Origin of the sequence: Micromonospora sp. NPDC049102 (genome assembly GCF_043197485.1) — a bacterium.
Classification (GTDB): Bacteria; Actinomycetota; Actinomycetes; order Mycobacteriales; family Micromonosporaceae; genus Micromonospora.
On record NZ_JBICTE010000002.1, the window covers coordinates 346,653 to 371,185 of the forward strand.

Below are 24,533 nucleotides of genomic sequence, written 5' to 3' on the forward strand. Positions count from 1 at the left end.
CCGGGAGGGCGGGGCGTGCGAGTGGCCGGGACGCCCCGGTTTCCGGGAGGCCGAGTCGATCAAGCGGCCCGAAGCTGGGACGGACGGTGGTTGAGGGCCTGCTGGGCGGGTACGGGTCGGGCATGCGGATCGTGGTGGTGGGGGCGAGCGGCAACGTCGGTACGGCGGTGCTGCGGCGGCTGCGCCGGGAGCGCGGTGTGGAGTTGGCCGGGGTGGCTCGGCGGTTGCCCGGCCCGGATGCCGGTACGCCGTACGACCAGGTGGAGTGGCACTCCTGCGACATTGGCGCGCCGACTGCTCCGGCCCAGATGGCCGAGATCTTCGCCGGCGCGGACGCGGTGGTGCACCTGGCCTGGCAGATCCAGCCCAGCCACGATCAGCGGGTGCTGCGCCGGACCAACGTCGACGGCAGTCGGGCGGTGTTCGACGCGGTGGCGCGTGCCGGGGTGCCGGCGTTGGTGTACGCGTCGTCGGTCGGCACGTACGCGCCCGGTCCGAAGGACCACCCGATCAGCGAGCGGTGGCCGACCACCGGGGTGTCCGGATCGTCGTACAGCGAGCACAAGGCGGAGGTCGAGGCGCTGCTGGACGGGTTGGAGCGGGAGCACCCGGCCGTGCGGGTGGTACGGCTGCGGCCCGGGTTGATCTTCCAGAGGGACGCCGGCGTGGAGATCACCCGTTATTTTCTCGGCCCGTTCGCGCCGGTACGACTCCTGCGCTTCGGGCGGATTCCCCTCGTACCCACGAACCGGCGGCTGCGGATGCAGGCGGTGCATGCCGACGATGTGGCTGACGCGTACGCCAGGGCGGTCATGGGTGATGCGCGCGGCGCTTTCAATGTCGCCGCGGACCCCGTGCTGACTCCGGAGCTGGTGGCTCGGCACTTCCACGGTTGGACGGTGCCGGTCGCGGCGCCGGTGCTGCGGGTGGCGGCGGCCCTGACGTGGCGGGCGCGGCTGCAACCGGTCGACGCGGGCTGGGTCGAGCTGGGTCTGAACGCGCCGTTGATGTCCAGCGAGCGGGCGGAGACCGAGTTGGGTTGGACACCCAAGATCGACGCGCTGACCGCGCTCAAGGAGCTGTTTGCCGGCATGGCCGGTGGTGAACACACCGCCAGCCCGCCCCTGTCCGCCGCGTCCCAGCAGCCCGGCCGCCCCACCGGCCTCCTAGCGGGCAAACCCCCAGGCCAGGGCAACCCCTACTGACGGTGATCAAGAGGTTCGCGTCACCAGGCAGGCGAGATCTGACGCAAACCTCTTGATCACCGCGCCAAAAGGGCGGCGCTGAAGGGCGGTCAGCTCAGGTTTGCGCCCAGGAAGAAGATGCCGGGGTGGCCGGGGGTCTCGAACTTGCCGCTCGGGTTGCGGCCCAGGGTCGAGCTTTCGATCTTCATCGTGCCGGTGCGGTTGTTGCTGACGAAGAAGATCGCTCCGCCGCCCTCGTTGGCCTTGTTGTTCTCGATGATCGTGCCAGCGATGCGGACCGCGAACTCGTTGCCGTCGCAGTAGATCGCGCCGCCGCTGCCACCGCCGGGGCTGCCCGACTTGGCCGGGTTGGCGCCGTTGCCGATCGCCTCGTTGTTCCTGAACAAGCTGTTCAGCACCGTCCACGACACGCCGATGCTGCTCAGCGCCCCGCCGTTCGAGCAGGAGCCGCCGTCGAAGGTGCTGCTCACGACGTACACCGGCTTGTTCTCGTACTGGCTGAGCACCCGCACGGCCGCGCCGCCCAGGTCCGGGCCGGTGCGGTCGCAGCGGTTGTGGACGAAGCGTGAGTTGACGACCTTGAGCCGGCCACCACGTACGAAGATCGCGCCGCCGCCACCGCCCTCGGCCTTGTCGCCGGTGGAGTTGCCGTCGGCGAAGGTCAGGTTCTGCACGGTGAGTTGCGGGTGGTCCTGGTTCTGGCAGTGCGAAGTGGTCCAGCCCTGGGCCTCGTCGCAGGTGTTCATGTAGAGGATGCGGCGCTGCCCCTGGCCGCTGAGGGTGACCTTGCCACCGCCGTCCAGCACGACCCTGGGTCCGTTGGCGTTGCGGACCTTCGCGGTGGCGGCCATCTTGATCGTCACCGGGGCCGGTCCGCAGTTGAACGCGATGACACCACCGGCGGCGACGGCCTTCACCACGGCTGCCGAGGTGCAGCTCGCCGGGGTGCCGGTGCCGATGGTCCGGGTCGGCTTCGAGGTGTCCACGGCACGGGCCTCGGTGGGCACGCTCGCGTGGCCGTTCGGATTGCCGGCCGCGGCGACCTTCGCGGCGGGCTTCGGGCTGGCGCCGGCCCCCGGACCGCCGAGGGCGTCGCGTCCCGCCGGCACGACGTCCTGGTCGCCGGTCGCCACGCTCTGCGGCGTGGCGGTCGGCGTCGGCTTGTCGGACGCGCACGCGGGCAGGGTCGCGGTGGCGACACCGAGGACGAGCAGGGCGGCAAGCGACGTCATGCGCACCCCGTGACTCTAGGGCGTCGTGACGGCGGGTCGACGAATCAGCCGTGCCGGTTTAATGCGTCGCTGAGTAACGAACCGACGGACAACGGCCCGCGCGGGCCCGGTCAGGCGTGGGAGAGGGCGAACGCGGTCAGGAAGCCGGCGACCGTGATGAGACCGACGAGCAGGTGGGCGTCCTCGAACGCCTCCGGAACCATCGTGTCGGTGATCATGGCGAGGATCGCTCCGGCGGCCAGCGCGGTGATGGCGGCCAGCACCTCCGGTGGCGCGCCGCCGAGCAGCGTGTTGCCGACCAGCGCGGCGAGCCCGCTGATCAGCGCGATCCCGGTCCACAGCAGGAACACGTACCGTCGGGTCCGGCCGGCCTGGCGCATGCCGGCCGCGCTGGACAGCCCCTCCGGGATGTTGCTGAGGAACACCGCCACGACCGTGACCAGGCTGACCGCGCCGCCGGCCAGCAGGCTCGCGCCGATCACGACCGATTCGGGTACGCCGTCCAGGAGCGCCCCCACGGCGATGGCCGACCCGGACCCGGGGTGTTCACCCTCGGACGGCTGCTGACCGCCCGAGCGCTTTCGGTTCCGCGCGCCGCGCCGGGCCAGGGCCACGTTGGCGAGGGTGTACGCGCCCGCGCCGCCGGCCGCGCCGAGCACCGTGGGCAGCAAGCCGCCCTGGTCGTGCGCGACCTCGATCAGCTCGTACGCGACGGCGGAGAGCAGGACCCCCGCACCGAACGCCATGACCGACGCGATGAGTCGTTGGGGCACCCGCGCGAACCAACCGACCGCCGCACCGATCAGCAGCGCCGACCCGGCCAGCAGTCCCCATCCACCCGCCTGTAACCACTCTGGCATTCCGGGGACCGTACCCGCTCGGGTGGGGACGGCAAAACGTGCTCAGAAGTCGGCGAAGAGGTACGGCACCGCGCGCGGGAAGATGCCGCGCAGCTCGGCGGCGGCGTCGACCGGGACCTCGCCCAGCCCTCGCAACGGCAGCTCCGACGGGTCCAGCACTCCGTACGCCAGGGCGGAGAGTCCCGCCGCGGTGAGCGTGGTGGTGGGCGCCGGGCCGCTGTCGCCGGCAACGACCTCCAGGATGCCGGCCGTGCCGTCCAGCAGGTGCGTGCCGGCGAGCCAGCGGTCCCCGGTCAGCTCGACCCGGACCCGGCCCGCCCCGACGGGCAGCCCGTGCAGCGCGTCCAGCGACAGGAGCCGGGCCATCGGCGCCGACGAGCCCGGACGGCCCGCCCGCGCCTCGACGTGTACGTCCAGGTCGGTGAGCCACAGCTCGGGCAGCTCGTCCGGCGGGACCTGGACGCTCACCCGTTCGACCTGGTCGACGTGCCGGGCGAGGAACTGCAGCAGCAGCATCCGGGCGAGCGGGTCGGTGGCGAGCAGTTCGCTGCCGTGCAACGTGCCGCCGTGCTCGTCGATCCGGTAGGTGAGCGCGCCGGTCACCTCGCCGTCCACCCGGGCGGTGAGCAGCCAGTGCTCGTCGCGGTCGCGCAACCCGACCGCCCGGTAGTCCGGGAACAGCGAGAAACCGTGCCGGTCCCGCAGGCAGCGCTCGGTGAACGCGCGCCACGTCGGGTAGCCCGCCCCGATCCGCTCCCAGCCCACCTCTCCGGGGAGTTCGGCGCGCAGGAGTGGCCCCAGATCGGCAGGGGTGAAGGTGACCGTGCGCGGCTTGGGCAGCCCCACGTAGCCGAACCGGGCGTAGAAGCTGGGCCGGAACGGGTAGAGCGCGCTGACCGTGTGCCCCTCGTCGCGCATCTCGTCGAGTAGCTGGTGCAGCAGCGTCCGTACGTGCCCCTGCCGGCGGGCCAGCGGATGGGTGGCCACCCCGGCGACGCCGGCCATCGGCAGCACCACGCCCCGCAGGTTCTGCCGCATCGCAATGGCCGAGGCGGCGGCGAGCGTGTCGCCGCCCTCCTCGACGATGAGCGTCGTGTTGCCCTCGCTGTAGGGCAGGTAGTCGCGGAACTGCTCGACCCGGGCGGCACCCAGCGGTGACGACTCGAACGCGTAAGCGGCCAGCGGGAAGCTGGTGGTGAGGCGGTCCTCGGCGGACACCCGGCGGATGGTCATCCGCTCATCTCAACCCGTCGAAATGAGCGGAGCAACCGGATTGGCCGGATCGGGTCAGCGGGTGGTGACGTCCGAGACGACGACCGTGACGTTGTCGGGAGCGCCGGCGTGGTGAGCCAGCTTCACCAACTGCTCGCCGCACTGCTGCCGGTCGGAGTACATGCCCAGCGCCGCCGCGATGTCGTTCTCCTCGACGTAGTCGGAGAGCCCGTCGCTGCACAGCAGCAGCCGGTCGCCGGGGACCACGGTGAGGACGCCGACCGCCGGTGGGGTGTCCGCGCCCTGCACGGCCCGGGTCACCAGGGAACGCTGCGGGTGGTGCCGGGCCTGGTCGGGGGAGAGGGTGCCCTGGTCGACGAGCGCCTGCACGAACGTGTCGTCACGGGTGAGCTGGGTCAGCTCCCCGTCGCGCAGCAGGTAGCAGCGGGAGTCGCCGACCTGGGCCAGCACCAGCGTCTCGGTGGCCAGCAGCGCGGCGGTGAGCGTGGTGCCCATCCCCTCGCGGGCCGGGTCGACGGTGATGGCGGCGTGGATGCGCTGGTTGGCGGTGCTCACCACGGCACGGAGCGCGTCTGCGGCCTCGTCCGGGTCGGTGGGCGGCGTCAGCTCGTCGAGGATGCGGATCACGATCTCGCTCGCCACCTCGCCCGCGGGCAGGCCACCCATGCCGTCGGCGACGGCGATCAGGCGGTCACCGGCGAGGGCCGAGTCCTCGTTGTTGGTGCGGACCAGGCCGATGTCGTTGAGGATGGCCGAGCGGAGGATCAGCGTCATGGTGCAAGCTTGCCAAGAACACCCCGCCTTCGTCTCTACGCACTACTGCGTAGGGTTGAGAAATGATGCCGGTGTCCATGGTCGGACGCGCCGGCGAGCTCGCCGAGCTCGACCGGGCATGGTCCGCCGTGGCGGCCGCCGAGCGCCGCGCGCCGACCGTCGCGGTGCTCACCGGCGCGGCCGGCGTGGGTAAGAGTCTGCTGGTAGCCGCCGCGGTGGACGCCTTCATTCCGCGTCCGGCAGTGGTGCTCTCGGGAGCCGCCCGGGTGCACGGCCCAGCCCCGTACGACTGGTTGGCGGCGGTGCTCACCGGCCGCGACACCGGATCGCTCGCCCTGCCGGCCGACGCGCTGGCGTGGCTCGCCCAGCAGCCCACCGCGCCCCGCGAGCGGTACGCCCCGGGCACCCTGCTGCGTCTCGCCGTCCGTACCGTCCAGTTGCTGGTGGGCACCGGCCCGGCCGTGCTGGTCGTGGACGACCTGCACGCGCTCGACCCGGCCAGCGTCAACCTGGTCGGTGAGCTGGCCACCGTGGCCGAGCTGCCGGCGCTGCTGGTCGTCGCCAGCCGGCCCGCCGCCGACGCGGTGGCCCCGGATCTCACCCGCCGCGCGTTGGCGCGCCTGTGCGGGGTACGCGGCGTCATCCGTCAACACCTCGGCCCGCTGCGCCCGGCCGAGGTCGCCGAAGTGCTGACCCAGGTGTACGCGGACGGCAGCCCGTCGGAACGGCTGGTCACCTCGGTCTGGCGACACACCGGCGGCAACCCGTACGCGTTGACCGAGTTGCTGGCCGCGTACGCCGGGGAGGGGCCGGACGCGTTGCTGCGGCGGTTACCCGGACCGCGTACGCACCTCGGCCCGGCGGCGGCGGTCGATGTCGAGTTGACCGCCCGGGAGGTCGAGGTGCTGGGCTGCCTGGTCAACGGGATGTCGAACAAGCAGGTCGCGAAGGCGCTGGGCATCTCGGTCCGCACGGTGACCGTGCACGTGTCGAACCTGCTGCGCAAGACCGGTTCGGCGTCGCGGACCGAGGTGGCGCTCTGGGCGGTACGTCGGCGGTTGCCGGTCCCCGCCCCGGTGGACTGAGCCGGGCTCAGCGGCGGGGGTAGCGCAGCAGCAGGCTCGCGGCGACCTCCTCGTCGCCCACCGCCGCGTACGTGTGCGGCACGTCGGAGACCCAGCGGAGGTGATCGCCGGCCGGGGCGGTCAGTGGCGCGTCGGCCGGGCCGGCCCGCAGCACCCCGGCGAAGACGGTGATGTGTTCGGTGACGCCCGGCTGGTGGGCGGGGGAGGTCTGCACGACGCCCGGCGCGACGCGCATCCGGTACAGCTCGTAGGTCGCGTCGGTGTCGGTGAACACCTCCAGCAGGGTGGCGGTGACGGCGGTGCCGTGCGCGACGGGCCCGGGTGCCGGATCGGCGAGCAGGGCGGTGAACGGTACGCCGAGCTGCGCCGTGACGGCCCAGAGCGTCTCCAGGGTCGGGTTGCGGGTGCCGTTCTCCAGGCCGGACAGGGTCGCCTTTCCGATGCCGGCGCGCCGGGCCAGTGTGGACAGCGAGATCTCGCGCTCCTCGCGCAGGGCGCGTACGCGCCGACCGACGACGGCGGGGTCCACGTCGAGGCCCGGTCGGCCCGCTGGTGGTTGCTGCGGCATCCGGCTATCGTGCTACACGCTGTCGTTCCGTAAACGGAACGCTCGAAGGGTGGTGGCATGGGCGGGCGCGCGCAACCGGTGCTGGCCGGCGTGGTGACCGCGCTGGTCGGCTTCGCCAGTTCGTTCACCGTCGTGCTGGCCGGGCTCCGCGCGGTCGGCGCGTCGGACGCGCAGGCGGCCTCCGGCCTGCTGGCCCTCTGCGTGACGTGCGGGCTCGCCGCCGCCTGGCTGGGCTGGCGGCACCGTATCCCGATGAGCGTCGCCTGGTCGACGCCGGGCGCGGCCCTACTGGTGGCGACCGGGCCGCCGCCCGGAGGGTGGCCGGTCGCGGTGGGTGCCTTCCTCGTCTCCGGCCTGCTGATCGTCGCGGCCGGTCTCTTCCCGCCGCTGAGCCGGGCGGCGGCCGCCATCCCCAAGCCGGTCGCCGGCGCGATGCTCGCCGGAGTGCTGCTGCCACTGTGCACCGCCCCGGTCCGGGCGCTCGTCGAGCTGCCCACCGTGGCCGGCCCGGTGGTGGCCGGCTGGCTGCTGCTGCACCGGTTCGCCCGCCGCTGGGCGGTGCCCGGCGCGCTGCTGGTGGCAGTGGTGGCGATCGCGCTGACCGCGCCGCCGGCCGGCCTGAGCGGTGCCGCGCTGATCCCGTCGGTCACCCTGACCGTGCCCGCCTGGAACGCGTCGGCGCTCGTCGGACTGGCCCTTCCGCTGTTCCTGGTCACGATGGCGGCGCAGAACGTACCCGGCATGGCGGTGCTGGTCGGCTACGGTTACCGGCCGCCGTTCGGCGCCGCGCTGCGAGCCACCGGGCTGGCCAGCCTGCTGGCCGCTCCCGCCGGCGGACACGCCGTGAACCTCGCGGCGATCACCGCCGCGCTGGCCGCCGGCCCCGACGCCCATCCGGACCCGGAGCGCCGGTGGGTCGCCTCGGTCACCGCCGGCGTCGGGCTCGCCCTGCTCGGGCTGGGCGCTGGCGTCGCTACAGCCCTGGTCGCGGTCGCGCCGCCGATCCTCATCGAGGCCGTCGCCGGACTGGCCCTGCTGGGCGCGCTCGCCACCGCGCTCGCCGCGGCGGTGACCGACCCCCAGGCCCGGGAGGCCGCCGTGGTCACCTTCGTGGTGACGGCGTCCGGGGTGACGCTGATCGGCGTGGGAGGCGCGTTCTGGGGGCTGGTCGCCGGCTGCCTCATGCTGCTGCTCTTCCGCCGCCGCCCGACCCGGCCCGTGTCGCCTACCCCGACCGAGCCTTCCGGCCTGATCCACTCGGGTTCGTGAAAGGCGGGGTGTCCGGGCTGCGGTGACGCCCCGGTTTGCGTGAACCCGGTGTCGATCAGGGCGACGGGCTCACCCCTCGGCTGGCAGGTCGGCCACGCCGACAGCGAGTCGTACCCGACCCTCCGCTACGGCGGCGATCCGGTCGGCCGGGACGTACACGGCACCGTCGGCCGACTCGGTGGAGACCTTCAGGTAGCCGGTGTGCAACAGACGCGCCGCCAGGTCGGCCGGCACGTCCGGCTCCTCGACCGCCGTCGCCTCGATCAGCTCGTCCAGGCTGCTGCCCGGGTCGGCAGTCGGGGTCTGCACCGTCACCGCGTTCGGGTCGCCCCGCTGGACCAGGTCCACGGTCCCGATCTCGGTGCCGGCGACGTCGATCACCGGCATCCCGGTGGTGATCCGAGAGATGGTCACCTGCTGCTCGTCCTGCTGGTCCATCTCTCAGCGGTTCCCGGGGCGGCGCGCCACTAAACGCCGCCTCCGGAGCCGCGCACTCAACTGGTGGGGAGAGTCCAGCCGCCCGGTGGGCGCGGGGACAGCTCCCGCCAGGTGTCCGTGCCGTCGAGCAGCGCCCGGACGGTCTCCTCGGCCTCGTCCGCGCTGCCGTACTCGTAGAACCGGGAAATGCCCTCGGCGCCGCCGGCCCGCTGCTCGACATGCCACCGATCGGCGTCCACCCGGAGGAAGACGTCCCGCCGGGCCAGCCGCCCCCATTTCCCGTTCCACCAGTGCTTCCGCTGCTCCATGGCGGGACTCTATCGAACACACGTACGAGAAGGTGCGGCCCCTGCGGGATTCCCGCAGGGGCCGATGTGCATCCGTTCGGGTCAGCGCTGCGTCGGCGGTTCCGTCCGGCGGCCCAGCACGTCGTCCAGCGCCCCGCGCTGCTGGCCCGGGGTGGTGTGACCGGCGGAGACCAGCGCGTCCCGGATCTCGGTGAGCAGCTTGACCTCCTCGCTCGGCGCGGCCGGCGGCGGCTCCTCGCCCCGCTGCCGCCGCTCGGCCAGCTTGTTCATCGGGAACACCACGAAGAAGTAGAGCACCGCGGCGGTGAGCAGGAACGTGATCACGGCGTTGATGAATGCCGCCCAGTCCACGTAGTTGCCCTCGCTGAGCTTCCACCTCCCGGCGCTGAGGGCGGTGCCCCCGCCGATCGCCTTGATCAGGGGTTCGAGGAACGACTTGGTGAGTTGGGTGACCACGCCCGTGAACGCGGCGCCGATCACGATGCCGACCGCCAGGTCGACGACGTTGCCGCGCATGATGAAGTCTTTGAAGCCCTTGAGCATCCGTACTCCCGAGGTGTCCGATTTTCCGTCGCGGACAACCTATGCCCCAGTGGGAAGCTCCAGAAAAGCGCCGGCCTCGATCGCCGCGCGGCCGGGGTCGCCGGCCCGGATCGCCTCGACCAGCCGAGTGTGATCGACATAGCGCTCGGGGGTCAGTGCGTCGCCCATCACATGAGCGAGAGTGCCGTGTAGGGCGGTGCCGACCGAGGCGTACAGGTCGGCGAGCATCGAGTTGTGCGCGGCGGCGACCACCGCGACGTGCAGCGCCGCGTCGGCCTCGATGAACACGTCGACCCGGCCGCCGCGCCAGGCCGCCTCGCGGTCGGCGAGCGCGCCGTCGAGCTCCACCAGGTCCTCCGGTGTACGCCTCAGCGCGGCAAGCCGGGCAGCCTCCACCTCGAACGCGCGTCGCACTTCGACGGCCTCGACCATCCGGTCGTCGCCGAGCCGTCGCGCCACGACCGGCGCCAGTTCGTCGGTGGACACCACGTACGTGCCGGAACCCTGCCGACATTCCAGCACCCCGGCGTGCACCAGGGCACGGACCGCCTCGCGGACCGTGTTGCGCCCCACGCCCAGGGCGGCCACGAGTTGGGGTTCAGTGGGAATGCGCCCACCGACCGGCCATTCCCCGCCCAGGATCCGGGCCCGGAGCTGCTCGATGGTCTGCCGGACGCGGTGGCCGCGGGGTGCCACCGGTGGCGGCGTGGAGGGGGAATCGACCGAGAGTGGCACTGGTTACACCCCCGGTCTCAAATTCATCCCATGACTATAGGTTAATGGTCATGAACACGCCACCCGTCGCCGCTCCGGCCCCACCCCCTCCCGGCGTCGTCGACACCAGTCCGGGACCTGAGTCCGCAGGCAGTCGCACCCGCCCGGCGACCGGTGGCGCGCTTGTACTGGTCGCGATGCTGCTGGTCGCACTCAACCTGCGCACCCTGGTGACGAGCCTCGGCGCCCTGCTCGACGAGGTCCGCGATGGGCTGGGATTCTCCGGAGCCATGGCCGGCCTGGTCACCACCCTGCCGACCATCGCGTTCGCCGGCCTCGGCGCTCTCACCCCGTGGCTGGTGCGTCGGGTGGCTCCCGCCCGGGTGCTTGTGGTCGCCATGCTGGCCCTCACCGCCGGCCAGGTCCTCCGGGCCGTCACCGAATCCGCCTGGATCTTCGTGCTCACCAGCACGCTGGCACTGGCCGGCATCGCGGTCGCCAACGTCCTGATGCCGATGCTGGTCAAGCAGCACTTCCCGCACCGCACCGGTCTGGTCACCGGGGCGTACACGATGGCGTTGACCCTCGGGACCTCGGTCGCCGCGGCGGCCGCCGTGCCGATCGCGCATGCCTTTGGCTCCTGGCGCGCTGGGCTGGGCATCTGGGCCGGGCTGGCCGCGCTGGCCGTACTCCCGTGGGTGCCGCTGGCGCTGCGGACCCGAGCCGACGCACGACGCGCGGCCCCGACGGGCTCCGCCGTGCCGACACGGGTGCGGCCGGCGCGGACGCGCCTGGGCTGGGCGATGGCCGTGTACTTCGGGGCGCAGTCGCTCAGCGGGTACGCGGTCATGGGTTGGTTGGCCCAACTGTTCCGGGACGCCGGTTACCGGCCGGAGTCGGCCGGACTGCTGCTGGCCGGTGTGACCGCGCTCGGCGTGCCGATCGCGCTGCTGATGCCCACCATGGCCGGTCGGCTGGACACCTTGCGCCCACTGGTGATCGGGCTGTCCGTCGCGTCGGCTCTGGCCTACCTGGGCCTGGCAGTCGCCCCGCACGGCGGTGCCCTGCTCTGGGTGTTCCTGTTGGCGATCGGCCAGGGCTCGTTCCCGATGATCTTGGCTGCCCTCGGCCTGCGCGCGCGCACCGCCGAGGGGACCGTCGCGCTCTCCGCGTTCGCGCAGAGCACCGGGTACGTGATCGCCGCCCTCGGCCCGCTGACGGTCGGCATCCTCTACGAGATCACCGGCGGGTGGACGGCGCCGATCGGGTTCCTGCTGGCCGCGCTCGCCGTGCAGACGGCGGCGGGCATGGCGATCGCCCGTCCCCGCTACGTCGAGGACGAGGTCGAGGACGAGTAGGTCGAAACGGTGGTCAGGAGGACGCAGGTGTCGGTTCGCCGGCGACGGCCTCGTCCACCGTCGGATAGGTGTGCAGCACCTCGACGAGCCCGCTCACCTCGAGGATGCGCAGCACGCCACGCTGGGGGGCGGCCAGCCGCACCACACCGCCGGCCTCGTCGCAGCTGTTCTTGGCGCGAACGAACACCGACAGACCGGTCGAGTCGCAGAACGAGACGTCCGCCAGGTCGAACACCAGCCGGTTACGGCCCTTGTCGAGCAGGTCGGTGATCTGGTCCTGCAACTGCGGTGCGGTTGCCATGTCCAGCTCGCCCGCGACCGACACGACGACCACGTCGCCGCGTTGTTCCGTGTGCACCGTCAGGGACATTCGCCAGACCTCCTGTTATCGGGGGAACGGTATCCCACGACCGGGGTCGCGCGCCGAACGGGAGCCGGCAACCGGTGGTCATGGTCATTCCATTGCTACGGAGCAAGTAGTTGTGCAGACCCCGGTGATAGAGTCCGGCCGGTCCAGGTCGAGGGGGGTTTTCGCGATGGCGTTGAACGCCGAGGAAAGTGGTCGGCTCGCCGCACTGCTGGGCGGCCACGCCGAGCAGGTCACGCAGCGGTGGACCGACATCGTTGCCAGCTCGCTACGGGGTCGGCTGAGCCACGCCGAGCTGCGCCGACAGGTCGAGGACCTGCACCGGGTGATCATCGGTGCCGCCGAGCAGGGCGGCTTCGACCTGTCCGCCGAGAGCGCCGGCGAGCTGCGCGCCGCGCTGTCCGAGCTGTCGCGGGGGCGGGCCCGACAGGGCTTCTCCGCCACCGAGACGACGATCAGCGTCTTCGCGCTCAAGGACGTGCTGGCCGACCTGGTGCAGGAGTCCGGCACCGCCGACGCGCTGCACGACTACGTCGCCTTCTCCAAGCTGGTCGACGAGCTGGGCCTGTTCACCTTCGAGAGCTTCGTCCGCACCCGCGAGAGCCTGATCGCCGACCAGGCCGAGCAGCTGCTCGAACTCTCCACCCCGGTGGTCAAGCTCTGGGAGGGCGTGGTCGCCGTCCCGCTGGTCGGCACCCTGGACTCGGCCCGCGCCCAGGTGGTCATGGAGCGGTTGCTCCAGACCCTTGTCGACACCGGCTCGCCGTACGCGATCATCGACATCACCGGCGTACCGGCGGTGGACACCCAGGTCGCCCAGCACATCCTGAAGACCGTGGTGGCCGCCCGGCTGATGGGCGCCGACTGCATCATCTCCGGCATCCGGCCGCAGATCGCCCAGACGATCGTGGCGCTCGGCATCGAGTTCGGTGACATCGCCACCAAGGCCAGCCTCGCCGACGCGCTGCGCCACGTGCTGCGGCTCACCGGCGTCGAGACCGCCCGCCGTCAGTCACGCAGGGACGCCTGATGGAACGCGTACCGATCCTCAAGATCGGTGACATCCTGCTCGTCTCCATCCAGCTCGACATGTCCGACCAGACGGCGCTCCAGCTCCAGGACGATCTCGCCGAGCGGATCGTGGCCACCGGCTGCCACGGCGTCATCATCGACATCACCGCGCTGGACATCGTCGACTCGTTCGTCGGTCGGATGCTCTCCACCATCGCATCGATCTCCAAGGTCCTCGACGCGGAGACGGTCGTGGTCGGCATGCGGCCCGCCGTCGCCATCACACTTGTCGAACTGGGGCTGTCGCTGAACGGCATCCGTACCGCGCTGAACGTCGAGCGCGGCATGGAGCTGATCGCGGCGGCCAACGCCGACGAGCTCGCCTACCAGCTCGACGACGATCCGGACGCCGAGACGGCCACGCCGTGACCACGGGCATCGACCTGGGCCACCCGCAGGCGCAGTCGGTCCGCAGCGACGAGGACGTGGTCCGCGTGCGGCAACTCGTCCGTGCGGTGGCGGTCGCCGTCAAGCTGTCGCTCGTCGACCAGACCAAGGTGGTCACCGCGGCGAGCGAGCTGGCCCGCAACACACTGGTCTACGGCGGCGGTGGCACGGTGGAGGTCACGACCGTCGACAACGGCCGACGCAAGGGCCTGCGGATCGTCTTCGCCGACTCCGGCCCGGGCATCGCGGACCTCGATCTCGCCCTGACCGACGGTTACACCACCGGCGGCGGCCTCGGCCTCGGCCTCAGCGGGTCCCGCCGACTGGTCGACGAGTTCGAGATCGAGACGTCGGCGGAGAACGGGACGCGGATCACCGTCACCAAGTGGTCCCGGTGAACGGCGACGCTGTCACCGACAGTGGCATCTGGTTCCGCGTGGAGGCCAGCAGCGCGGCCAGCGCCGTACGACGCGCCGCGGAACGCCTCGGCGAGCAGATCGAGATGGGTGCGGCCCGCATCGCGGACCTGGCCATCGTCGCCGCCGAACTGACGAGCAACCTCGTCAAGCACGCCGACAACGGCGTCCTGCTGCTGCGGCCGGTCCGCCGTGCCGGGCAGGCCGGCGTGGAGCTGATCGCCATCGACTCCGGGCCCGGTATGGCCGACCTCACCGTCTCCTCCCGGGACGGCCACTCCACCACCGGCACGCTCGGCATCGGCCTCGGCGCCATCGTCCGGCAGACGAGCTGGTTCGACGGGTACTCCCTGCCCGGCAAGGGGACCGTCTTCGCCGTCCAGGTCTGGCCGGCCGAATCGGCGTCACCGTCCTGGGCCGGTGGTCTCACCCGGCCGATCCCCGGCGAGACGGTCAGCGGCGACGGGTACGCCGTCCGGCTCGCCGACGGCCGGCGCCAGGTGCTCGTCAGTGACGGTCTGGGGCACGGCCCGCTGGCCGCCGCCGCCACCGAGGCCGCGCTCGCCGCCTTCCGCAACGCTCCGGCTGGCGCCCCGGCGGCCGTGGTCAACCACCTGCACCGCAGCATGTCGCACACCCGTGGTGCGGCGCTCGCGGTCGCCGAACTGGCGGACGGCGTGCTGCACTACGCGGGGCTCGGCAACATCTCCGGCGTGATCGTCGACGGTGACGGCCAGCGCCGGGGGCTCGTGTCGCTACCCGGCATCGCCGGCCACCAGCGGCCGACGGTGCGCGGCTACGACTACCCGTTCGGGCCCGGCTCCCGGCTCGTCATGCACAGCGACGGCGTCGTCGACCGTTGGCGGTTGGCCGACTATCCGGGCCTCGTCGAACGGTCCCCGCTGGTGCTGGCGGCAACCCTGCTGCGCGACGCCGGAACGCGGCGCGACGACGCCTGCGTCCTGGTGGCGAGGTCCGGGCATGAGCGTTGATCCGGCCTCGGTGCCGCTGTTACAGATGGCGCTGCGCGTCGAACAGGACATCTTCGTCATCCGCCAGCGCGGCCGCGAGGTGGCCGGCGTGGTGGGCCTCGAACACCAGGATCAGGTGCGGATCGCCACGGCTCTCAGTGAGGTCGCCCGGGACCTGCTGCGGCTGACCGGCGGCGCGGACGTCACCTTCCACATCGACGCGGGGTCCGACGGCCGCTTCCACCTCCGCGCCGACCTGGCGCCCGTGGCCCAGCTACCCGACGGCCGCTACGAGCCGCAGTCCGGTGCGGTGTCCCGCCTGGTCGACACTCTGAGCGTCACGACGGTCGAGGGGGTTACGGTCGTAAGGATGTCCCGCAGAGTCCCGGCGAACGCGCCGATCCCGACCCCGGAGCGGCTGACCGAGTTCCGTGCCGAACTCGGTCGCATCGCGCCGGGCAGCGCGCTTGACGAACTGACCGTGCAGAACGGGCAGCTCATCGCGGCACTCGACGAGGTACGCAGCCAGCGCGACGAGCTGGCCGTACTGAACGAGGAACTGGCCGAGACCAACCGTGGTGTGCTGGCGCTCTACAACCAGCTCACCGAGGAGCTGGAGGAGACCAACCGCGGGGTGGTCGCCCTCTACGCCGAGCTGGACGAGAAGTCGGCTCAACTGCGCGCCGCGAGCGAGTCGAAGAGCCGGTTCCTGGCCAATGTGAGCCACGAGCTGCGTGCCCCGGTCACCGCGATCATCGGGCTGGGGCGCCTGCTCGCCGACTCCTCCTCCGACCCTCTCACCACCGAACAGGTCCGCCAGGTCGGTCTCATCCGCTCCTCGGCGGAGGATCTGCTCGGGCTGGTGAACGAACTGCTGGACCTCGCCAAGGCCGAGTCCGGCCGGATCGAGCCGGACTGGGCGGACGTGGACCTGCGCTCGGTCTTCGGCCAGCTGCGCGGCACCATGCGGGCGCTGGCCACCCGGCCCGAGGTGGAGTTGACGGTCGAGGAGCCGACCGCGCCGGCCGTGCTCCGCACGGACGAGGTGCTGCTCGGACAGGTGCTGCGCAACCTGCTGCACAACGCGTTGAAGTTCACCGAACGTGGCGAGGTACGGCTGAGCGCCCGACGCCGCGACGACCGCTGGAACTTCGAGGTCAGCGACACGGGTCCGGGCATCGCGCCCGAGCTGCAAGATCGGATCTTCGAGGAGTTCTACCAGGTGCCGGGCGCGACCCGGGTCGGCGGCACCGGTCTCGGCCTGCCGTACGCGCGGCGACTGGTGACCCTGCTCGGTGGCACGTTGGAGCTCGCCAGCGAGCCCGGCCGGGGCAGTACGTTCACCGTCTCCCTGCCCACAGGCGGAGCGTGACGGTGGACGGCGGGCCGACGACCGTCCTGGTGGTCGATGACAGTCGTACCAAGCGTTACCTGCTGGTCAGTTGGCTCAGTCGGGCCGGGTACACCGTGCTCGAAGCGGAGAGCGGCACCGAGGCGCTGGCCCGGGTCGAGACCGACCGGGTCGACCTGGTGGTGCTCGATGTCCGGCTACCCGACCTGAGTGGCTACGAGGTGTGCGAGCGGATCAAGGCGGCACACCCGGCGATGCCGGTGATCCACGTCTCCGCGCACGCCGTGGACGTCGCCGACCGGGCACAGGGGCTGACCCGAGGTGCGGACGCCTACCTGGCCGAGCCGATCGAGCCGGAGGAGCTGATCGCCACCTCCCGGGCCGTCCTGCGCTACTACCAGGCCCGGCAGCGTGCCGAACTGCTCGCCGAGCGGCTGCTGGGCCTCGCCGACACCACCGTCGCGGTGCACGCCGCATCGACCTTCGCGCGGCTGCTCGAAGTCGCCGCGGAGGGGGCCGCGCAGATCTTCAAGAGCCCCGCCGCCGTGATCGCCGAGACGTTCGACGGTGACTGCATCGCGGGTGTCTGCGCAGGCCCCGGCGCCGACGCCGCCATCGTGCCGTGGGTCGTCGACGACACCGGAGTGCCCACCGGTGCCACCGTCCGGGTGGAACCCCCGGAGAACTGGGGACTGCTCACCTGGCCCGCGGACGACACCGTGACCGTGGCCGCGGCCCGGCTGCGCGAGGACCGGGCACCGCTGTACGTGGTGGTCCCCACCGCCACCCAGACCGCCCGAACTCCCGTGCTCGTGCAGCTCGCCCAGGCGGTGGCGGCTGCGGTCGAGGCACAGCGCTCCTTCGACGAGGAGCACCGGATCGCCGTCACACTCCAGCGCAGCCTGCTCCCGCGCAGCCTGCCCACGGTCGCCGGACTGGACCTCGCGGTGCGCTACGAGCCTGCCAGCGCCCAGACCGAGGTGGGCGGCGACTTCTATGAGCTGGTGATGCTCGACGGCCACCTCCTGCTGGCGATCGGCGACGTCGCAGGCCACTCGCTGCACGCGGCCACCGTGATGGCCGAGCTGCGGCACGCGGTGCGGGCGTACGCCGTCGAGGGGCACCAACCCGGCGAGATCCTGCACCGTGTCAACGAGCTGATGCGTACCCTGCTGCCGGACGAACTGGCCACGCTCTGCGTCCTGCTGCTGCACCCGCCGAGCGGGCGGGTCCGGCTGGCCAGCGCCGGTCATCTGCCGCCGCTGCTGCACCGCGACGGCACCATCGAGTTCGTGCAGCACTCGGCACCCCTGCTCGGCGTCCGCGCGCCCCGACCGGCCGACCTGGAGTTCGTCGTGCCGGCCGGTGCCACGCTGGTGTTCTACACCGACGGGCTGATCGAGCGCCGGGACGCCACCATCGACGAGGGGTTGGCCGCGCTGGCCGCGGTGTCGGCCACGGTGGACGACAACCTGGACGACTTCTGCGCCCGCCTGCTTGTCGAACTGGCCCCCGACAAGATCCAGGACGACGTAGCCGTAGTAGTCCTCCGCCGCCACTAACACCCCACCTTCTGGGCCGTTGATCATGAAGTTGTTGTTCCCTGGGCCGGCGTGTCAGGGCAATAACTTCATGATCAACGGTGCGAGGTGGGTGGGTTGTTGACTTGGGTATTCGCTGGGTGAATAGTGGGGCGGGTGTCTACGCCGCATGTTCTGCTCGGGTTGCTGGCTGGGGGGAGTCGGCACGGGTACGAGCTCAAGCGTGCGCATGACCAGCGGCTGCCACGGGCTCGACCGTTGGCCTTCGGGCAGGTCTACGCGACCCTCGGTCGCCTTGAGCGGGACGGCCTGGTGGCCACTGCGGGTCAGGACCGCGCCTCCGGTCCGGACCGCACGGCGTACGCGCTGACCGACGAGGGCCGGTCCACGTTGGATCGCTGGCTGTCGGCTGTGGAAGCACCGATGCCGTACGTGGCCAGCACCCTGTTCGCCAAGGTCGTGGTGGCGCTGCTGGTCGCCGACGTCGACCGGGCCCGGTCGTACCTGGTCGCCCAACGCGCCGCACACACCGCGCGGCTGCGGGAGCTGACGGCGGTCAAGACCGCCCCGGCCGCCACCCTCAACGACGTGGTCGCGGCCGACTTCGCGATCTCCCACCTCGACGCGGACCTGCGGTGGTTGCACACCACCCTGGGCCGGGTCGCCGACTGGCACCGGGAGGTGCACGCGTGACGCAACTCCAGGCTCGCGGCGTGGTCCGGGCGTACGGCCAGACGCCCGCCCTGCGCGGTGTGACGTTCGACGTGGCCGAGGGCGAGATCGTCGCGGTCACCGGCCCGAGTGGCTGCGGCAAGTCGACCCTGCTGCACTGCCTGGCCGGGATCCTCCGTCCCGACGCGGGCGAGGTCACCTGGCGCGGCAACCGGATCGACACCTGGTCGGAGGCGGCCCGGTCCCGGCTACGACGCACCGAGTTCGGCGTGCTGTTCCAGTTCGGGCAGTTGGTCGCCGAGCTGACCGCCGCCGAGAACGTGGCCCTGCCCCTGCTCCTCGCCGGCACGGGGCGGCGAGAGGCACGGACGGCGGCGCTCACCTGGCTGGAACGGTTCGGGGTGGCCGACATGGCCGACCTCCGGCCCGGTGGAATGTCCGGCGGTCAGCAGCAGCGGTGCGCAACGGCACGGGCCCTGGTCACCGAGCCACGGGTGCTCTTCGCGGACGAGCCGACCGGCGCGCTGGACACGCTCACCGGCGAGCAGGTCCTCACTCAACTCGTCCGGCTCGCACGTGAGCAACGGACCTCCGTCGTACTGGTCACGCACGAGCCGCGGATCGCCGCGTACGCCGATCGGGAGATCGTGCTGCGCGACGGCCTGGTGGACCACACCGGCCTGGGGCTCGACGTGCCGTTGGCGGGCGGCGCCCGGTGAGGCCGGCGACGCTGGTGCGGCTCGCGCTGGCCGGTAACCGGACCGACACGGCGCGGGTGGTGCTGACCGCGCTCAGTGCCCTGCTGGCGACGCTGGCCGGGCTGGCGGCGCTCACCGTGCTGGCCATTCAGAAACCGGCCGGTGACGCCTGGGCGGAGTCCGAGCAGTACCGCAACGCGCTGCTGCGGGAGCCGGGACTGCGTGGCGGGACGGCGTTCGCGCTGCTGATGCTGGCCGTCCCGGTGCTGGCGCTGGCCGGCCAGTGTGCCCGGCTCGGCGCGCCCGCCCGGGACCGGCGGCTCGCCGCGCTCCGGCTTGCCGGCGCCACCCCCGGTCAGGTCACCCGCCTGGCGGTGCTGGAGACCGGCCTGGCCAGCCTGCTCGGCACCCTCGCGGGGCTGGGTGTCTACCTGGTCGGCCGCGAGCTGCTGCACCGGCCCGACGGCCAGGGTCGGCTGGCCCTACCCACCGACGTGCTGCCGCCGGTCGGCGCGCTGGTCGCGGTGGTGCTGGGTCTGCCGGTCATCGCGGCGCTGGCCACCGTCCTGATGCTGCGGACGGTCACGACCAGCCCACTCGGGGTCAGTCGCAAGGCCACCCGCGAACGGGGTCCGCGCCCCTGGGCCGGGCTGCTGATCGGCCTGGGCCTGGCCTCCTTCGTCGCCGTACGACCGGTGGTGTACCGGTTCGAGGGCAACGGCGTGGTGTTGGGCTGGCTGGTGCCGCTGCTGTTCCTGGTCGGTGGGCTCACCGCGATGATCGGGGTGGTCATCGGCACCGGCTGGATCTCGCACACCTGCGGACGGTTGCTGCGCCGGCACGCCCGCGGCGCGTCGGCGCTGCTCGCGGCGGGCCGGCTGATGGCCGACCCGTGGGCGGGCAGCCGGACCTTCGCCGCCTTACTGGCCGCCGTGATCTTCGGTGCCGGCGCGGCGGCCCAGCGTGCCTACTTCGTCGCCCAGGACGCGCTAAAACGGGAGCAGAACCGCCTCGCCGGGGTGGACGACGGCGGCGCCAACCCGTTCTACCTGTCGACCATGGACCTGGTCGACGCCGCTGTCGCGGTGGCGGTGCTGATCGCGGCGGGCGGCCTGATCGTCGCGCTGGTCGAGGGAATCGTCGCACGTCGACGCGCGTACGCCGCGCTGGTCGCCACCGGCGTGCCCCGCAGCACGCTCAGCGCATCGGTGGCCTTGCAGGCGCTCACCCCGGCCGTGCCGGCGATCCTGCTGGCGCTCACCGTGGGCTTGCTGCTCGGCCGCGGGCTCTTTCGCAGCATCTCCACGAGCGGGTCGTCGATCGAGGTCTGCGACGCCAGCGCGGCGCTCTGCGACGATCCGGCCACCCGCGACCAGTACACCCGGATCGTGCAGACCGCCGGGGCGGAGCGGGCGATCGCCGTACCCCTGGAACAGCTGGCCTGGCTCGGCGCCGGCGCCCTGGCAGCGGTGCTGGTGACGGTCGGCGTCGGCCTGCTCTTCCTGCGGGTGAGCACGGCGGTGGACGAGCTGCGCACGGCCTGAAGCCGGGATGGCCCGCCGTGGCCGTCGTCGGGCGGCGTCAGGCGCTGAGCAGGCCGGCGGAGAGCGCGACGAGCGTGCCGACGACGGCCGAGCAGCAGCACACCAGAAGGCCGGCGACCACGGCGAGGATCAGCCAGACGCGACGGTCCCGGGCGAGGACCGCGATGCTCGGCCGGTGGATCTCGTCGGCCGACCCGCCGTCATTCTCTGTTGCCCCGGTCACGCCGGAAGTCTAGGCCGTGGCGACTTCGGCTCGGCCCGGACGACGCCTGACCAGTCATGATCGCGCTCGATCCTGGAAACAGTGGCCTCCCGAGCCGTCGAGGGGACTACATCCAGGATCGAGCGTGATCAGGGGGACGCGGCGTCAGTCAGGCGCGGCCCAGCCGGTCCAGGATCCAGGCGTTGATGAACGCCTCCTCACGCCAGGCGTCGTAGCGACCGCTCGGGCCACCGTGCCCGGCGCCCATCTCGGTCTTGAGCAGGTAGTCGCCCTGCGGTGCGGTCGCCCGCAGCCGCGCGATCCACTTCGCCGGCTCGGAGTAGAGGACCCGCGTGTCGTTGAGGCTGGTCACCGCGAGGATCGCCGGGTAGTCGACCGCCGCGATGTTCTCGTACGGCGTGTACGACTTCATGTACGCGTACACCTCGGGGTCCTCGAGGGGGTTGCCCCACTCCTCCCACTCGGTGACGGTCAGCGGCAGCGACGGGTCGAGGATCGAGGTGAGCGCGTCCACGAACGGCACCTGCGCGACGATCCCGGTGAACGCGTCCGGGGCGAGGTTGGCGACAGCTCCCATCAGCAGACCGCCGGCCGACGCGCCCCGGGCCACCAGCCGGTCGCTTGCCGTCCAACCAGCCTTGACCAGGTGCCGGGCGCAGGCGACGAAGTCGGTGAACGTGTTCTTCTTCGCCAGCATCTTGCCCTGGTCGTACCAGCGCCGGCCCATCTCGCCACCACCGCGGGTGTGCGCCACGGCGAAGACCACGCCCCGGTCCAGCAGGGACAGTCGGGCCACCGAGAACCACGGGTCCATGCTGGCCTCGTACGAGCCGTAGCCGTACAGCTCGCAGGGGGCCGAGCCGTCCCGGGGCGTACCGACGCGGCAGACCAGCGAGATCGGTACGCGGGTGCCGTCGTCGGCGAGCGCCCAGTCGCGGTGCTGCTCGTACTCGGCCGGGTCGTACGGTCGGCCGTCCGGGCCGGGCAGCACCGGCTTCTGCTTGCGCAGCACCATCTGCCGGGTCACCAGGTCGTAGTCGTACACCGAGTCGGGGGTGACCAGCGAGGAGTAGCGCAGGCGGACCTGCCCGGTGCGGTACTCCGGGTTCGCGTCCAGACCGACGCTGTAGAGCGGCTCGGGGAAGTCGATGTCGTACCCGTCGTCGCTGCCGATCGGCAGTACCCGCAGGCCGGTGAGCCCGTCGGTGCGCAGGGACACCACCAGGTGGTTCGCGAACGCGTCCACCGCCTCCAGGCGGGTGCCCGGAGTGTGGTCGATCAGCGGCACCCAGTCACCAGGGGTGTCCGCCGAGGTGAACGCCAGCGCGAAGTCCTCCGCGCCGTCGTTGTGCAGGATCAGGAATCGGTGGCCGTGGTGCTCCACCGCGTACTCGACGCCCTGCCGGCGTGGCGCGATCACGGCCGGGGCGCCGGTGGGGTTGCCCGCCGGGATCACCAGCACCTCGCTGGTGACCTTGCTGTGGATGTCGACGAGGATGAACTTCTCCGACCGGGTCAGCTCGACGCCCACCCAGAACCGCTCGTCGTCCTCCTGGTGCACCACCACGTCGTCGGCCGCCGCGGCGCCGATCGTGTGCCGCCAGACCCGGTTCGGCCGCCAGGCGTCGTCGACCGTCACGTAGAACAGCACCGACGCGTCGGCCGACCAGGCGGTGCCGTAGAACGTGTCGGGCACCTCGTCGGGCAGCAGTTCGCCGGTGGTCAGGTCCTTGACGCGCAGCGTGAAGCGCTCGTCGCCGGAGAAGTCCGTCGAGTACGCCAGCCAGCGTCCGTCGGGGCTGACGTCGAACGCGCCCAGCGAGAAGAAGTCGTGCCCCTCGGCCAGCAGGTTGCCGTCGAGCAGCACCTCCTCGCCGTCGAGGGGGGCGCCGTCCGCGCTGACCGGCGGGTCGGACTCGCCGTCGCGGACCGCGCGTCGGCAGTGCACGCCGTACTGCTGGCCCTCGATCGTCCGGGTGTAGTACCAGTACCCGCCCTTGCGGGTGGGCACCGAGAGGTCCGTCTCCCGGGTGCGCTGGCGGGTCTCCTCGAACAGTTCCGTGCGGAGGGCGGCCAGGTGCGCGGTGCGCTCCTCGGTGTACGCGTTCTCGGCGGTCAGGTAGGCGATCGTCTCCGGGTCGTCCTTGGCGGCGAGCCAGGCGTACTCGTCGACGACGGTGTCGCCGTGGTGGGTGCGCTCGCTGGGCACCCGCTTCGCCGCGGGCGGGGCAGTCTCGGTGGTCACGGCGGCCACGTTACCGGCCGGCTCACCCTACGTGCCGGACCAGTGGCATCCCGAATAGCGTCACCTCGCCTTTCGAACACATGTACGATAGCCGCCATGGCGGCAGCAGCGAGTTCCCTCGGCCGGTCCGGAGCCCTCGAGATCACCCGACGATTGACCGCGATCTGCGGTCCGCCGTTCGCCCGACTCGCCGGCCCGGCCGACGAGGTGGCCGGGCGGCCCGCCCGTTGGGTTGCGGTACCGGGAGGTCCGCATGCCGCGGCCGAGGTGCTGCGGCTGGCCGCCGTACACGACCTGGCGGTGGTGCCCCGCGGCGCCGGCACGAAGATCGACTGGGGTGCGACCCCGACGCAGGTCGACATCATGCTCGACACCGGCCGACTCGCCGGCATCGGCCACGAGCCGGTGGGTGACCCGCTGGCCGAGGTGGGCGCGGGCACTCCGCTGCGTGCCGTACAGGCCACTCTGGAGCGCACCGGGCAGCGGCTCGCGATGGACGCCCCCTCGCCGGGCGCGACACTCGGCGGGGTGCTCGCCGCCGGGGAGGCGGGGCCACTGCGACACCGCCACGGCAGCCCGTGCGACCAGCTCGTCGGCGTCCGCTATCTGGCCTCCGACGGCGAGCTGGTCAGTGCCGGCGGCGGCGCGCCGGGGCTCGACCTGGCCCGGCTGCTCTGTGGATCGCAGGGGGCGCTCGGCGTGCTGGTCTCGGCGAGCCTGCGGGTGCAGCCCGTCCCAGCCAGTCGGCTCTGGGTGTCCCGGCCGGTGTGGACTCCACTGGAGGTCCACGAGCTGATCCGGGGGATCCTCGCTGCCCGCCTCGACCCGGCGGCCATCGAGCTGGACCTGCCAGGTGGGCGGCCCCGGCCGCGCACCGTCTACCCGCCGGGCCACCCGTCCGCAACGGCCCGCGAGCGCCACCCGTCGATGTCCGGCCGGTCCGGCGCGCCGTCCCGGGCGGGCAGTCTCGTCGTGCTGCTCGAAGGCGGCCCGGCCGAGGTCAACGAACGCGCCGAGCGGCTGGTCGGCCTGCTGCACGGCGAGGCGACCGTCGCCCACTCGGCACCACCGTGGTGGCGCCGTTACCCCTTCGCGCCCGGCGACACCGCGCTACGGCTCGAGGTGCCGATCAGCGATCTGCACGCCGCCGTGTACGCGCTGCGCGACGCGGCCGGCGCTCCCGTGCCGGTGCGGGGATCGGCCGGTCTGGGCGTGGTGCACGCGGCTCTGCCCGGTGCCGTGCCACCCGATCGGGTGGCGTCCATCCTGGCCGCCGTCCGCGGGGTGCTGCTGGCCCGGCAGGGCCGCTGCGTGGTCGTCTCCGCGCCGGCGGCGGTCCGCCAGGCCGTCGACCTGTGGGGCGAACTGGCCGGCCTGGTCCAGCTCCGCGCCGCGAAGGAGCGCCTCGACCCGGGGCGTCGGCTGGCCCCCGGTCGCCTGCCTGGCGGCCTGTGAGGGCG

At 72.3% G+C, this 24,533-nt stretch carries 26 protein-coding genes; 14 read left to right on the forward strand and 12 right to left on the reverse strand.

Annotated features, from left to right (window positions below; all coding sequences use genetic code 11):
* Window positions 1-122 precede the first annotated feature (122 nt).
* Window positions 123-1,205, forward strand: coding sequence for an NAD-dependent epimerase/dehydratase family protein (locus ACGFH9_RS04280; RefSeq protein ID WP_393215278.1), 1,083 nt, complete (start codon window positions 123-125; stop codon window positions 1,203-1,205).
* Window positions 1,206-1,294: 89 nt separating this feature from the next.
* Here the strand turns inward: ACGFH9_RS04280 and ACGFH9_RS04285 are convergent, their stop codons facing one another.
* From ACGFH9_RS04285 to ACGFH9_RS04300, 4 genes are all read right to left on the reverse strand, one after another.
* A complete protein-coding gene (locus ACGFH9_RS04285; RefSeq protein WP_393215040.1) occupies window positions 1,295-2,443 on the reverse strand; it encodes a hypothetical protein in 1,149 nt (382 codons plus the stop codon).
* A gap of 104 nt (window positions 2,444-2,547) precedes the next feature.
* Window positions 2,548-3,297, reverse strand: a complete 750-nt coding sequence (locus tag ACGFH9_RS04290) for a ZIP family metal transporter (protein ID WP_393215043.1) — start codon at window positions 3,295-3,297, stop codon at window positions 2,548-2,550.
* Window positions 3,298-3,339: 42 nt separating this feature from the next.
* Complete coding sequence (eis, locus tag ACGFH9_RS04295) at window positions 3,340-4,530, reverse strand: enhanced intracellular survival protein Eis (RefSeq protein ID WP_393215046.1); 1,191 nt, start codon at window positions 4,528-4,530, stop codon at window positions 3,340-3,342.
* Between the two features lie 54 nt (window positions 4,531-4,584).
* Complete coding sequence (locus ACGFH9_RS04300; RefSeq protein WP_355247422.1) at window positions 4,585-5,304, reverse strand: protein phosphatase 2C domain-containing protein; 720 nt, start codon at window positions 5,302-5,304, stop codon at window positions 4,585-4,587.
* 62 nt (window positions 5,305-5,366) lie between these two features.
* Here ACGFH9_RS04300 and ACGFH9_RS04305 point away from each other — a divergent pair, with 62 nt between their 5' ends.
* Complete coding sequence (locus ACGFH9_RS04305; RefSeq protein WP_393215050.1) at window positions 5,367-6,389, forward strand: LuxR C-terminal-related transcriptional regulator; 1,023 nt, start codon at window positions 5,367-5,369, stop codon at window positions 6,387-6,389.
* A 7-nt stretch (window positions 6,390-6,396) separates the two neighbouring features.
* On the opposite strand, the gene ACGFH9_RS04310 is transcribed toward ACGFH9_RS04305, so the two are convergent.
* Window positions 6,397-6,957 carry an XRE family transcriptional regulator gene (locus tag ACGFH9_RS04310; RefSeq protein ID WP_355247428.1) on the reverse strand — a complete coding sequence of 187 codons (561 nt, stop codon included), beginning with the start codon at window positions 6,955-6,957 and terminating at the stop codon, window positions 6,397-6,399.
* Window positions 6,958-7,014: 57 nt separating this feature from the next.
* Between ACGFH9_RS04310 and ACGFH9_RS04315 the strand changes: the two genes are divergently transcribed.
* A complete protein-coding gene (locus ACGFH9_RS04315; RefSeq protein WP_393215054.1) occupies window positions 7,015-8,226 on the forward strand; it encodes a benzoate/H(+) symporter BenE family transporter in 1,212 nt (403 codons plus the stop codon).
* A gap of 69 nt (window positions 8,227-8,295) precedes the next feature.
* Here ACGFH9_RS04315 and ACGFH9_RS04320 read toward each other — a convergent pair whose 3' ends face one another.
* The 4 genes from ACGFH9_RS04320 to ACGFH9_RS04335 all read right to left on the reverse strand — a co-directional run bounded on the left by ACGFH9_RS04320 (window position 8,296) and on the right by ACGFH9_RS04335 (window position 10,250).
* Window positions 8,296-8,664 carry a hypothetical protein gene (locus ACGFH9_RS04320; RefSeq protein ID WP_355247434.1) on the reverse strand — a complete coding sequence of 123 codons (369 nt, stop codon included), beginning with the start codon at window positions 8,662-8,664 and terminating at the stop codon, window positions 8,296-8,298.
* 56 nt (window positions 8,665-8,720) lie between these two features.
* Window positions 8,721-8,972 carry a hypothetical protein gene (locus ACGFH9_RS04325; RefSeq protein WP_355247437.1) on the reverse strand — a complete coding sequence of 84 codons (252 nt, stop codon included), beginning with the start codon at window positions 8,970-8,972 and terminating at the stop codon, window positions 8,721-8,723.
* Window positions 8,973-9,053: 81 nt separating this feature from the next.
* Window positions 9,054-9,515 (reverse strand): large conductance mechanosensitive channel protein MscL, encoded by a 462-nt coding sequence (gene mscL, locus ACGFH9_RS04330; protein WP_393215059.1) that lies wholly within the window; start codon window positions 9,513-9,515, stop codon window positions 9,054-9,056.
* A gap of 39 nt (window positions 9,516-9,554) precedes the next feature.
* Window positions 9,555-10,250, reverse strand: coding sequence for a FadR/GntR family transcriptional regulator (locus ACGFH9_RS04335; RefSeq protein WP_393215062.1), 696 nt, complete (start codon window positions 10,248-10,250; stop codon window positions 9,555-9,557).
* A 50-nt stretch (window positions 10,251-10,300) separates the two neighbouring features.
* Between ACGFH9_RS04335 and ACGFH9_RS04340 the strand changes: the two genes are divergently transcribed.
* A complete protein-coding gene (locus ACGFH9_RS04340; RefSeq protein ID WP_393215065.1) occupies window positions 10,301-11,587 on the forward strand; it encodes an MFS transporter in 1,287 nt (428 codons plus the stop codon).
* Window positions 11,588-11,600: 13 nt separating this feature from the next.
* Here ACGFH9_RS04340 and ACGFH9_RS04345 read toward each other — a convergent pair whose 3' ends face one another.
* Window positions 11,601-11,957, reverse strand: a complete 357-nt coding sequence (locus ACGFH9_RS04345) for an STAS domain-containing protein (RefSeq protein ID WP_007454464.1) — start codon at window positions 11,955-11,957, stop codon at window positions 11,601-11,603.
* 166 nt (window positions 11,958-12,123) lie between these two features.
* Between ACGFH9_RS04345 and ACGFH9_RS04350 the strand changes: the two genes are divergently transcribed.
* The 9 genes from ACGFH9_RS04350 (at window position 12,124) to ACGFH9_RS04390 (ending at window position 20,605) form a co-directional block, all read left to right on the forward strand.
* A complete protein-coding gene (locus ACGFH9_RS04350; RefSeq protein ID WP_393215069.1) occupies window positions 12,124-12,984 on the forward strand; it encodes an STAS domain-containing protein in 861 nt (286 codons plus the stop codon).
* Window positions 12,984-13,394, forward strand: a complete 411-nt coding sequence (locus tag ACGFH9_RS04355; RefSeq protein ID WP_393215072.1) for an STAS domain-containing protein — start codon at window positions 12,984-12,986, stop codon at window positions 13,392-13,394. The genes ACGFH9_RS04350 and ACGFH9_RS04355 overlap by 1 nt, the downstream gene beginning before the upstream one ends.
* Window positions 13,391-13,810 carry an anti-sigma regulatory factor gene (locus tag ACGFH9_RS04360; RefSeq protein WP_393215075.1) on the forward strand — a complete coding sequence of 140 codons (420 nt, stop codon included), beginning with the start codon at window positions 13,391-13,393 and terminating at the stop codon, window positions 13,808-13,810. The genes ACGFH9_RS04355 and ACGFH9_RS04360 overlap by 4 nt, the downstream gene beginning before the upstream one ends.
* Entirely contained in the window at window positions 13,807-14,820 is a 1,014-nt protein-coding gene (locus tag ACGFH9_RS04365; RefSeq protein WP_393215078.1) for a SpoIIE family protein phosphatase, read from the forward strand. Before ACGFH9_RS04360 ends, ACGFH9_RS04365 begins: the two co-directional genes overlap by 4 nt.
* Window positions 14,810-16,171, forward strand: coding sequence for a sensor histidine kinase (locus tag ACGFH9_RS04370; RefSeq protein WP_393215081.1), 1,362 nt, complete (start codon window positions 14,810-14,812; stop codon window positions 16,169-16,171). The genes ACGFH9_RS04365 and ACGFH9_RS04370 overlap by 11 nt, the downstream gene beginning before the upstream one ends.
* Window positions 16,172-16,173: 2 nt before the next feature.
* Window positions 16,174-17,712 (forward strand): SpoIIE family protein phosphatase, encoded by a 1,539-nt coding sequence (locus ACGFH9_RS04375; protein ID WP_393215281.1) that lies wholly within the window; start codon window positions 16,174-16,176, stop codon window positions 17,710-17,712.
* 135 nt (window positions 17,713-17,847) lie between these two features.
* A complete protein-coding gene (locus ACGFH9_RS04380; RefSeq protein ID WP_393215084.1) occupies window positions 17,848-18,384 on the forward strand; it encodes a PadR family transcriptional regulator in 537 nt (178 codons plus the stop codon).
* The gene (locus tag ACGFH9_RS04385) at window positions 18,381-19,082 is read left to right on the forward strand and encodes an ABC transporter ATP-binding protein (protein ID WP_355623673.1); all 702 of its coding nucleotides are present in this window, start codon (window positions 18,381-18,383) and stop codon (window positions 19,080-19,082) included. The genes ACGFH9_RS04380 and ACGFH9_RS04385 overlap by 4 nt, the downstream gene beginning before the upstream one ends.
* Entirely contained in the window at window positions 19,079-20,605 is a 1,527-nt protein-coding gene (locus tag ACGFH9_RS04390) for an FtsX-like permease family protein (RefSeq protein WP_393215088.1), read from the forward strand. The genes ACGFH9_RS04385 and ACGFH9_RS04390 overlap by 4 nt, the downstream gene beginning before the upstream one ends.
* A gap of 37 nt (window positions 20,606-20,642) precedes the next feature.
* On the opposite strand, the gene ACGFH9_RS04395 is transcribed toward ACGFH9_RS04390, so the two are convergent.
* Together ACGFH9_RS04395 and ACGFH9_RS04400 are read right to left on the reverse strand one after the other, a co-directional pair.
* Window positions 20,643-20,828, reverse strand: a complete 186-nt coding sequence (locus ACGFH9_RS04395; protein WP_393215091.1) for a hypothetical protein — start codon at window positions 20,826-20,828, stop codon at window positions 20,643-20,645.
* Between the two features lie 148 nt (window positions 20,829-20,976).
* Window positions 20,977-23,073 carry a S9 family peptidase gene (locus tag ACGFH9_RS04400; protein WP_393215094.1) on the reverse strand — a complete coding sequence of 699 codons (2,097 nt, stop codon included), beginning with the start codon at window positions 23,071-23,073 and terminating at the stop codon, window positions 20,977-20,979.
* A gap of 96 nt (window positions 23,074-23,169) precedes the next feature.
* Here ACGFH9_RS04400 and ACGFH9_RS04405 point away from each other — a divergent pair, with 96 nt between their 5' ends.
* Complete coding sequence (locus tag ACGFH9_RS04405) at window positions 23,170-24,528, forward strand: FAD-binding oxidoreductase (RefSeq protein ID WP_393215097.1); 1,359 nt, start codon at window positions 23,170-23,172, stop codon at window positions 24,526-24,528.
* The last annotated feature ends 5 nt before the right edge of the window (window positions 24,529-24,533 follow it).

Bases quoted from the DNA above. Each gene is read 5' to 3' on its own strand.
- ACGFH9_RS04305 (WP_393215050.1), top strand. From the start codon at position 5,367: ATGATGCCGGTGTCCATGGTCGGACGCGCCGGCGAGCTCGCCGAGCTC.
- ACGFH9_RS04340 (WP_393215065.1), top strand. From the start codon at position 10,301: ATGAACACGCCACCCGTCGCCGCTCCGGCCCCACCCCCTCCCGGCGTC.
- ACGFH9_RS04345 (WP_007454464.1), bottom strand. From the start codon at position 11,957: ATGTCCCTGACGGTGCACACGGAACAACGCGGCGACGTGGTCGTCGTG.
- ACGFH9_RS04325 (WP_355247437.1), bottom strand. From the start codon at position 8,972: ATGGAGCAGCGGAAGCACTGGTGGAACGGGAAATGGGGGCGGCTGGCC.
- ACGFH9_RS04355 (WP_393215072.1), top strand. From the start codon at position 12,984: ATGGAACGCGTACCGATCCTCAAGATCGGTGACATCCTGCTCGTCTCC.
- ACGFH9_RS04350 (WP_393215069.1), top strand. From the start codon at position 12,124: ATGGCGTTGAACGCCGAGGAAAGTGGTCGGCTCGCCGCACTGCTGGGC.
- ACGFH9_RS04315 (WP_393215054.1), top strand. From the start codon at position 7,015: ATGGGCGGGCGCGCGCAACCGGTGCTGGCCGGCGTGGTGACCGCGCTG.
- ACGFH9_RS04320 (WP_355247434.1), bottom strand. From the start codon at position 8,664: ATGGACCAGCAGGACGAGCAGCAGGTGACCATCTCTCGGATCACCACC.
- ACGFH9_RS04300 (WP_355247422.1), bottom strand. From the start codon at position 5,304: ATGACGCTGATCCTCCGCTCGGCCATCCTCAACGACATCGGCCTGGTC.
- ACGFH9_RS04310 (WP_355247428.1), bottom strand. From the start codon at position 6,957: ATGCCGCAGCAACCACCAGCGGGCCGACCGGGCCTCGACGTGGACCCC.
- ACGFH9_RS04290 (WP_393215043.1), bottom strand. From the start codon at position 3,297: ATGCCAGAGTGGTTACAGGCGGGTGGATGGGGACTGCTGGCCGGGTCG.
- ACGFH9_RS04405 (WP_393215097.1), top strand. From the start codon at position 23,170: ATGGCGGCAGCAGCGAGTTCCCTCGGCCGGTCCGGAGCCCTCGAGATC.
- ACGFH9_RS04280 (WP_393215278.1), top strand. From the start codon at position 123: ATGCGGATCGTGGTGGTGGGGGCGAGCGGCAACGTCGGTACGGCGGTG.
- mscL (WP_393215059.1), bottom strand. From the start codon at position 9,515: ATGCTCAAGGGCTTCAAAGACTTCATCATGCGCGGCAACGTCGTCGAC.
- eis (WP_393215046.1), bottom strand. From the start codon at position 4,530: ATGACCATCCGCCGGGTGTCCGCCGAGGACCGCCTCACCACCAGCTTC.
- ACGFH9_RS04370 (WP_393215081.1), top strand. From the start codon at position 14,810: ATGAGCGTTGATCCGGCCTCGGTGCCGCTGTTACAGATGGCGCTGCGC.